This window comes from Polaromonas potterensis, assembly GCF_033446725.1.
Taxonomy (GTDB): domain Bacteria; phylum Pseudomonadota; class Gammaproteobacteria; order Burkholderiales; family Burkholderiaceae_C; genus Polaromonas.
The window spans coordinates 258,706-266,667 of sequence record NZ_JAWQLX010000007.1 but is presented as its reverse complement, the minus strand read 5'-3'; the positions used below and the strand labels follow the sequence as shown (position 1 = coordinate 266,667).

General features: G+C 64.3%; 7 protein-coding genes. 2 read left to right on the top strand and 5 right to left on the bottom strand.

Features of this window, described 5'->3' with window-relative positions; all coding sequences use genetic code 11:
* Positions 1 to 532: 532 nt before the first annotated feature.
* From eda to R6254_RS14730, 3 genes are all read right to left on the bottom strand, one after another.
* Positions 533 to 1,138 carry a bifunctional 4-hydroxy-2-oxoglutarate aldolase/2-dehydro-3-deoxy-phosphogluconate aldolase gene (gene eda, locus R6254_RS14740; RefSeq protein WP_318407892.1) on the bottom strand — a complete coding sequence of 202 codons (606 nt, stop codon included), beginning with the start codon at positions 1,136 to 1,138 and terminating at the stop codon, positions 533 to 535.
* A 38-nt stretch (positions 1,139 to 1,176) separates the two neighbouring features.
* Complete coding sequence (gene edd, locus R6254_RS14735; protein ID WP_318407873.1) at positions 1,177 to 2,994, bottom strand: phosphogluconate dehydratase; 1,818 nt, start codon at positions 2,992 to 2,994, stop codon at positions 1,177 to 1,179.
* A gap of 174 nt (positions 2,995 to 3,168) precedes the next feature.
* A complete protein-coding gene (locus R6254_RS14730) occupies positions 3,169 to 3,720 on the bottom strand; it encodes an OmpA family protein (RefSeq protein WP_318407871.1) in 552 nt (183 codons plus the stop codon).
* A gap of 140 nt (positions 3,721 to 3,860) precedes the next feature.
* On the opposite strand from R6254_RS14730, the gene R6254_RS14725 reads away from it, so the two are divergent.
* Positions 3,861 to 4,436, top strand: a complete 576-nt coding sequence (locus tag R6254_RS14725) for a gamma-glutamylcyclotransferase (protein WP_318407891.1) — start codon at positions 3,861 to 3,863, stop codon at positions 4,434 to 4,436.
* Positions 4,437 to 4,480: 44 nt separating this feature from the next.
* Entirely contained in the window at positions 4,481 to 4,996 is a 516-nt protein-coding gene (locus tag R6254_RS14720) for a superoxide dismutase family protein (protein ID WP_318407869.1), read from the top strand.
* Between the two features lie 133 nt (positions 4,997 to 5,129).
* On the opposite strand, the gene R6254_RS14715 is transcribed toward R6254_RS14720, so the two are convergent.
* Together R6254_RS14715 and R6254_RS14710 are read right to left on the bottom strand one after the other, a co-directional pair.
* On the bottom strand, positions 5,130 to 5,678 hold the full coding sequence (locus R6254_RS14715) for a nucleotidyltransferase family protein (protein ID WP_318407868.1): 549 nt from the start codon (positions 5,676 to 5,678) through the stop codon (positions 5,130 to 5,132).
* Positions 5,678 to 7,954: a xanthine dehydrogenase family protein molybdopterin-binding subunit gene (locus R6254_RS14710; protein WP_318407866.1), complete on the bottom strand. Its 2,277-nt coding sequence runs from the start codon at positions 7,952 to 7,954 to the stop codon at positions 5,678 to 5,680. Before R6254_RS14710 ends, R6254_RS14715 begins: the two co-directional genes overlap by 1 nt.
* Positions 7,955 to 7,962: the final 8 nt, after the last annotated feature.

The following is a 7,962-nucleotide window of genomic DNA, read 5'->3' as shown; positions in this document are numbered from 1 at the left end:
CAATCTTGGCACTTGATGCCGCTACCGTGAAGTGGGAAGTCCCTTCGTATTCCCCTCGCCCCGCTGGGCGATGGAGGGGGACTTCATTTGGTCTTGTGTGCTGCAAGCGCGTGCATGAATGACGGCCTCGTCTCCCCGTATCCGTTCCCGCCTTCTCTCCCACACCCCCTTCTGGCTGCGCCGAGGAGCGGAGGTTCAGTCGGATCAGGGCGAGCGATTGTCTGAGCGCAGCGAGTTCGAGCTCGACCCCAACTGGACCGAGCACCGCAGGCTACCCGCAGCGAAGCGCAGGGACGCAGACAGTGGGGTCGCCTTTCTTTTCCTTAGGTTTCTTTGGCGAAGCAAAGAAAAGTAAGTCGCCCGCCGGGGCGAGACCCGGCCAGCAGGCAAACCGCTAAAACTCGAAATCAAACAGGACTTCGACCAGCTCAGCCCGAGTGGGAGATGTAAGCGAGATTCGCTATAAATTCAATAGCTACTCTCGCCCTTCGCACAAGGGCTAGAGCACGAAAACGCTTAAAACCTTGGCTAACTACCGAGGCAGTTGCACCGCCTGCCGGGCCAGCGCGCTCACCCGCGCCCAATCACCCCGCGCCATCGCATCCGCCGGCACCAGCCAGGAGCCGCCAACACAAACCACATTCGGCAGGGCCAGAAACTCCACCGCATTGGCTGCCGTGATGCCGCCCGTGGGGCAAAAGCGCACATCGCCAAAAGGTCCACCCCAGGCCTTGAGCATGGCCAGGCCGCCGGCCTGCATGGCCGGGAAAAACTTCAGCTCGGTGAAGCCGTCTTCCTGCGCGGCCATGATTTCGCTGCCGGTCGCCACTCCGGGCAACAAGGGCATGTGGGCATCGCGGCAGGCCTGGCCAACCGCGTGGGTGTAGCCGGGGCTGACGATAAAACGCGCACCGGCCATCGCGCAGGCCTGCACATCGGCCGCACTGCGCGCGGTGCCTGCGCCGATCACCGCCTCGGGCACATCGCGGGCAATGGCTTCGATACAGGCCAGCGCCTGCGGCGTACGCAAGGTCACTTCCAGCATGCGAATGCCGCCTGCAACCAGCGCACGTGCCAGCGGCACGGCATGGGCCACATCGGTCAACACAATCACCGGAATGACAGCGGCGTCCTGCATCACCTGCAGGGACGTCAGTGGCCCCTTGATATCCAGATTCAAATCCACGACAAAGCTCCTTCTTCAGCCGTCAGTGCGCGCTCGCGCATGCCGGCAAACAGTTCACGTCCCATGCCCAGCCCGTTGCTGACACGCAGCGCCTCGGGCATCACGGCGGCTTGGCGGGCCGCCCATTCAGCGGCCGGCACCTTGACCTCGAGTATGCCGGTATTGGCATCGACCAGAATCACGTCGCCGTCGCGCACCTTGGCCAGCGGGCCGCCGGCCGCCGCCTCGGGCGACACATGGATGGCCGCCGGCACCTTGCCCGAGGCGCCGCTCATGCGCCCATCGGTGACCAGCGCTACCCGAAAACCCTTGCCCTGCAACACCGCCAGCGGCGGCGTGAGTTTGTGCAGCTCGGGCATGCCGTTGGCCTGCGGCCCCTGCCAGCGCACCACACAGACCACGTCGCGCTCCAGCTCACCGGCGTTAAACGCCGCATGCAGCCCTTCCTGAGAATCAAACACGCGCGCCACCGCTTCAATCACATGGCGGTCATCCGGCACGGCGGAGACCTTGATCACGCTGCGGCCCAGGTTGCCCTGCAAGAGTTTGAGGCCACCGGTGGCACTGAAAGGCTGGTTGGCCGGCCGCACAATGGTGTCGTCTTTCGACGCGCCCATCTCATGCCAGGCCAGTTGGCCGTCCACCAGCGCGGGCTCGCGCGTGTATTCGCGAAGTCCGCCGTCACGCACCGTCAACACATCCTCATGCATGAAGCCGCTGTCCAGCAGTTCGCGGATCACAAAACCCGTGCCACCGGCCGCCTGAAACTCGTTCACGTCGGCGCTGCCGTTGGGATACACATGGGTCAACAAGGGCACCACTTCCGACAGTGCCGAGAAGTCGTTCCAGTCAATCAGGATGCCGGCCGAACGTGCCACCGCCACCCAGTGAATCAGGTGGTTGGTGGAGCCACCGGTGGCCAGCAACGCGACCATGGCGTTCACAATCGCGCGTTCATCCACCACCTGGCCGATGGGTGCAAAACGTTTGGCCTTGACGATGCCCAGCACGGTGCGTGCGGCCTCGCGTGTCAGCTCGTCACGCAGGTCACCGCCGGGCTGCACAAAAGCAGTGCCGGGCACATGCAGCCCCATGGCTTCGAGCAACATCTGGTTGCTGTTGGCCGTGCCATAAAAGGTGCAGGTGCCGGGGCTATGATAAGACTTGAGCTCGGCTTCCATCAGGCCGTCGCGGCCAACCAGGCCCTGGGCCGCCAGCTCGCGCACCCGGGCTTTTTCCTTGTTCGGCAGGCCTGACGGCATGGGCCCGGCCGGCACAAACACCGTGGGCAAATGGCCAAAATGCAGCGCGCCTATCAAGAGGCCGGGCACGATCTTGTCGCACACACCCAGCATCAGCGCTGCGTCAAACATATCGTGGCTCAGCGCCACCGCGGTGGCCATGGCAATCACGTCGCGGCTGAAGAGGCTGAGCTCCATGCCGCTGGTGCCTTGTGTCACGCCGTCACACATGGCGGGCACACCGCCGGCCACCTGGGCGGTCGCGCCGTGCAGTCGGGCTTCCCACTTGATCAGGTCGGGGTAAGGCTGCATCGGCGTGTGGGCCGACAACATGTCGTTGTAGGCGGTGACGATGCCGATGTTGGGCGCGCGCTGGGTGACCACCTTGAAACGGTCGTCCAGCGGCATGCCGGCCACCGCGTGGGCCACGTTGCCGCAACCCATGCGGTCCACGCTGACGGCACGGGTCGCCGTGTTGTCCAGGCGCTGGAGGTAAGCGCTGCGGGTGACGTTGCTGCGTTCACGTATTTTGTCGGTGACGCGGGCGATGGTGGGATGAAGAGTCATGGTGGGCAATGCTTTTGAGGGTGAATTCGTAACTTTATTACTTCATCCATCCTACTGGGTTACCAATCCTTTGGGAAGCCATCGGGTACAGACCGGTTACCGATGAAGGACAAAAAAAGAAGGGCCTGAACAGGCCCTTCTTTGATCGCCGCCCAGATGCGGCGATGGCCGCCCTTACTGCAGGGTGATTTCAACCCGGCGCGCTTCGGCGTCGCTGCCGCTGCCCGCTGTTTGTGCGGGTTTCTCCAGCGTGATCTGGCTCTCGGCCACACCGGCCGCCTTCAGCGCATCACGCACGGCAAACGCACGTTGCCTGGCCAGATCGGCATTGAGCTGGGCATTGCCCTTGGCATCGTGAAAACCCGAGATGATCACTTTTTTACCGCCCTGGGCGCCTTTGACCACGTCGACCAGCGCCTCGCTGGCGCCAAGCGCCAGGTCGGCTTTGCCGGACGCAAAATAAAACTTCACCACGCCGTATTCCACCGTGATGCTGGCCGCATCGGCGGCCGCCTGCGCCGACAGCGGCGCGGAGCCGACGGCCGCATCGACAACCACACCAAGGGCTGGGACCGCAGGGACCGGCGCCGCCGCCACGGACTTCGCGGCGCTGCCGCCACGGTGCCCCACCGCGGTACCGATCACCGCAGCGACCACCAGAGCGACGATCGCAAACACAAGACCCAGAGCAATACGTTGTTGGTCATCATCAGAGGGGGAAGCCATGTCGAAATCTCCGTAAAAACTGGCGCTGCCGGCATCGCTGTAAAGGCTACAGGATGGCGGACGCAGGACAGCCATTGTAAAGTGTGGTGGTGGAAAAATTGCTGAATCAAGACCTGCTGACCCTGCGTGATCCGGCGCCTATGCTGGCGCATTTTTTGCACCAATGGGGTGGCAAGGACGACCTCTGGGTTTTTGGCTACGCCTCGCTGATCTGGCGGCCGGACTTCGAGTTTGCCGAGCGGCAACGCGCCAGCGTGCATGGCTGGCACCGCGCGCTGAAAATGTGGAGCCGCATCAATCGCGGCACGCCGGAATGCCCCGGGCTGGTGTTTGCACTGCTCTCGGGTGGCAGTTGCCACGGCGTGGTTTACCGGGTACCCAAACATGAGGTGCGCGAGGTGGTGGCCAGGCTGTGGCTGCGCGAAATGGTCACCGGTGTGTATGACCCGCGCTGGTTGCGTTGCCACACCGGCAAGGGGCCGGTTCAGGCGCTGGCTTTCACCCTGTCGCGGCGCAGCCCCAACTACACCGGCGAGTTGAGCGAAGCGCGTTACCGGCAGATTTTTGCCGACGCCTGCGGGCGTTACGGCACCACCCACGACTATGCACGCCAGACCCTGGAGAGCTTGCAAAGCCACGGCATTTCGGATGCGGCGCTGGCACGCCTCCTCAAATTATCACAAGCAGGCCTTGCCAGCGATACGCGCGAAGCCTAAAGTCGGCACACCTTGGCACTTCCGACGCCACACCGGAGAAACACATGAAACCAGGTCTGATTTTTCTGTTCAGTTCGGCTGTTTTACTCAGCGCTTGTGCCAGCAAGCCCGAAGGCCCCCGCGCCACCGCCCAGTTGCAAGCCACGACCGGCAGCAGCACCAGCGGCAATGTCCGTTTTGTACAGACCGGTGACAAGGTCCAGGTCAGCGGCGAAGTGCGTGGCCTTCCGCCCAACTCCGAACACGGTTTTCATGTGCATGAAAAAGGCGATTGCTCCAGCGGCGACGGCATGAGCGCCGGCGGGCACTTCAACCCTACCGGCGTTGCGCATGGCAATCACGCCATGGGCCCGCACCACACCGGCGATTTGCCCAGCCTGAAAGCCGACGCCAGTGGCGTGGCGACCTTCAGCTTCGAGTCGAGCACGATTGCCGTCGGCAGCGGCCTCACCGACATCGTCGGCAAAGGCCTGATTGTTCACCGCGACCCCGACGACTACAAAACCCAGCCGACCGGCAACGCCGGCCCGCGGCTGGCGTGTGCCGTAATTAGAAGTTAGCCCCCACGTTCACTCGCTTCGCGTAGCTCTCTGCCCCCCTAGGGGGCGCTGCGCCTGCGGCCCGGCGAAGCCAGTCCCGCGGCCCCTGCTGGGAAATGCGGGGAGAAAAATGCGCACGGCGAAGAGTGGTTCTTCAACGCGCTGCGAGCCACTGCTCGGCGCGCGCCAGGTCGTCCATGGTGTCAATGTCGGTCACAGCCCCAACATCGTCCAGCGCCAGAAACGCTACTGAATTCATAGCTTCTTGCGCCCGTGCCACGGGGGCTGCACCCTGATTTCCCTTTAAACCCAGAAGGCCATCACGGCAGGCCGTGGAAAACCCGACCGGGTGACCACGCGCGCCCTGGTACAGCGGAATCACCACGGCGTGTTGCGCCAGGGCATCGGCCACGGCACGCAGGGTGCTGGCCTGCAGCAGCGGCAAATCACCCGGCAGCACCAGCCAGCCCGCCGCATCCGGCGTGGCGCGCACGGCCGCGGCAATCGAATCCCCCATGCCGGGATGACCCACATTTTCAAGATGCCAGGGCAGGCCGCTGGCGATCACGGCATCCAGCGTGTGTTGCAACACCGGTTTGCCCGCCAGCAAGGCCTGCAACTTGTGGACGCTGCCGCCCGAGGCGGTGAAACGTTCACCGCGGCCCGAGGCCAGCACCAGCACCGTGGGCAGCGTTGCGTCCATCACGCCAGCTTGAAGGGCAGCTCGCGCGGCGCCTGGCCCGTGAGTTTCGCGATGGCATTGGCAAAGGCCGGCGCCAGCGGCGGCAGGCCGGGCTCCCCCAGGCCGGTGGGGGCATCGGCGCTGGGCACCACAAACACCGCCACCGTGGGCATGTCGGTGATACGCGGCACCTGGAAGTCGCCAAAATTGCTTTGCTCCACCACGCCGTCTTTCAAGGTGATGGCCGCGCCCGGCAAACACATGGACAGCCCCATCAACGCCGCGCCCTGGATCTGCGCTTCAATGCTGGTCGGGTTGATGGCCAGGTTGCAATGCACGCCCGCGGTGACGGCATGCAACACCGGTGTCTTGTCCTTGACCGAGGCCTCCACCACATAGGCCACCACGGTGTTGAAAGACTCGTGCACCGCTACGCCCCAGGCGCGCCCCGCGGCCAGTGTGCGTTTGCCGTAACCGGACTTGCTCACGGCCAGTTGCAGCGCGGCGCGATGGCGCGGATGTTTGTCGCCAAACTGCTGGAGGCGGTAAGCCACCGGGTCTTGCCCGGCACTGCGCGCAATCTCGTCGATCAGTGTTTCCATCACATACGCGGTATGCGTGGAGCCGACACTGCGCCACCACAAGACCGGCACATTGAGTTTGGGATGATGTACCGACAGGCGCATCGGGATATCGTAAGGCTCTTTCATGCCTTCGACCATGGTGGCGTCCACGCCATCCTTGACCATGAAGGCTTCAAACGGCGAGCCGGCGATGATGGACTGGCCAACAATCACATGGTCCCAGGCCAGAATCTTGCCCTGCGCGTCCAAACCGATCTCGGCACGGTGCACATGCATGGGACGGTAATAACCGCCCTTGATGTCGTCCTCGCGGCTCCACAAGGTACGCACCGCGGCCGTGAGCCCGGCGGCGCGCGCCGCTTTCGCCACGGCGCAGGCTTCGACCACGTAGTCGCTGCTGGGAATGCCGCGGCGGCCAAAACCGCCACCGGCCATCTGCACGTTCATCTTGAGGTTTTGCGGCGCCACGCCCAACACCTTGGCCGCCGCCAGCGTGTCCAGCCCGGGCATTTGTGTGCCCAGCCAGAGTTCGGCCTTGGCATCCGCGCCCTGCCCGCTCAGTTGCACCGTGCAGTTCAGCGGCTCCATGGGGGCATGGGCCAGGTAAGGAAACACGAACTCGGCGCTGATTTTTTTGGGCGCGGTGGCCAGCGCACCGACATCGGCCGTGTATTTGAGCGCGCCAGTGGTCTGCGCCAGCGCGCGGTAGCTGGCCAGTTGCTGGGCGCTGTCGACCTTTTCCACCGCGCTGCTGTCCCAGTCGACCTTGAGCGCATCGCGGCCCTGCTTGGCCGCCCAGTAACCTTCGGCGACCACGGCCACCCCTTCGCCGCCACGGTCCAGAGGCACACGCAACACGGCTTTCACCCCGGGAACGGCCTTGGCCGCCGCGTCGTCCAGCGACTTGATCTTGCCGGCAAACACCGGCGGATGCGCCACCACCGCCGTCAACATGCCGGGCAGCTTGGTGTCGATGCCGTAACTCTGGCCGCCGCTGGATTTGGCGCGTGCGTCCAGCCGGCCCGTGGGCTTGCCGATGATGCGGAACTGTTTCGGGTCCTTGAGCGTGACCTTCTCCGGCACCGGCTGCTGCATGGCGGCTTGCGCCAGTTCACCGTAGCCCAGGCGTTTGCCGCCGGGACCGATCACCACGCCTTCACGGGTGCGCAGGCTGGCCGCATCCACGGCCCATTGCGCCGCAGCCGCCGCCACCAGCATGGCCCGGGTGCGGGCGCCGAGTTCGCGGTACTGCGTGTAGGAGTTCTTGATCGCACTCGACCCGCCCGTGAGGTGCATGCCCATCACCGGGTCGGCATAGGCCGGATCGGCATTGCCGTGCTGGCTTTTCACCAAGCGCCAGTCCGCGTCCAGTTCTTCGGCCAGGATCATGGGCAGGCCGGTCTGCACACCCTGCCCAAAATCCAGCCGGTTGATCGTGACCGTGACCGTGCCATCTTTGGCGATGTGGACAAAAGCCGAGGGCTGTTGCGCCGGCTTCAAAGCGCTGGCGGCAGCGGCCGGTGATGTCTGGGCCTGCGTCAGCAAGGGAAAAGCGCCCAGTGCAAAACCGCTGGCGGTGACAAGCTTGAGAAAGCTGCGCCGCGGCAAGCCGGTGCTTGCTTCATTATCCATAGCACCTTGCGCCCGGTGCATCAGGACTTGCAGGCCTTTTGGCAGTTGATCGGCGATATCGAATGGGGTTGAGGTGTACATGCTGATCT

Excerpts from the sequence above, each read along its gene's own strand:
- R6254_RS14710 (WP_318407866.1), bottom strand. The coding sequence starts at position 7,954 with ATGTACACCTCAACCCCATTCGATATCGCCGATCAACTGCCAAAAGGC.
- R6254_RS14720 (WP_318407869.1), top strand. The coding sequence starts at position 4,481 with ATGAAACCAGGTCTGATTTTTCTGTTCAGTTCGGCTGTTTTACTCAGC.
- R6254_RS14730 (WP_318407871.1), bottom strand. The coding sequence starts at position 3,720 with ATGGCTTCCCCCTCTGATGATGACCAACAACGTATTGCTCTGGGTCTT.
- R6254_RS14715 (WP_318407868.1), bottom strand. The coding sequence starts at position 5,678 with ATGGACGCAACGCTGCCCACGGTGCTGGTGCTGGCCTCGGGCCGCGGT.
- eda (WP_318407892.1), bottom strand. The coding sequence starts at position 1,138 with ATGCAGGACGCCGCTGTCATTCCGGTGATTGTGTTGACCGATGTGGCC.
- R6254_RS14725 (WP_318407891.1), top strand. The coding sequence starts at position 3,861 with ATGCTGGCGCATTTTTTGCACCAATGGGGTGGCAAGGACGACCTCTGG.
- edd (WP_318407873.1), bottom strand. The coding sequence starts at position 2,994 with ATGACTCTTCATCCCACCATCGCCCGCGTCACCGACAAAATACGTGAA.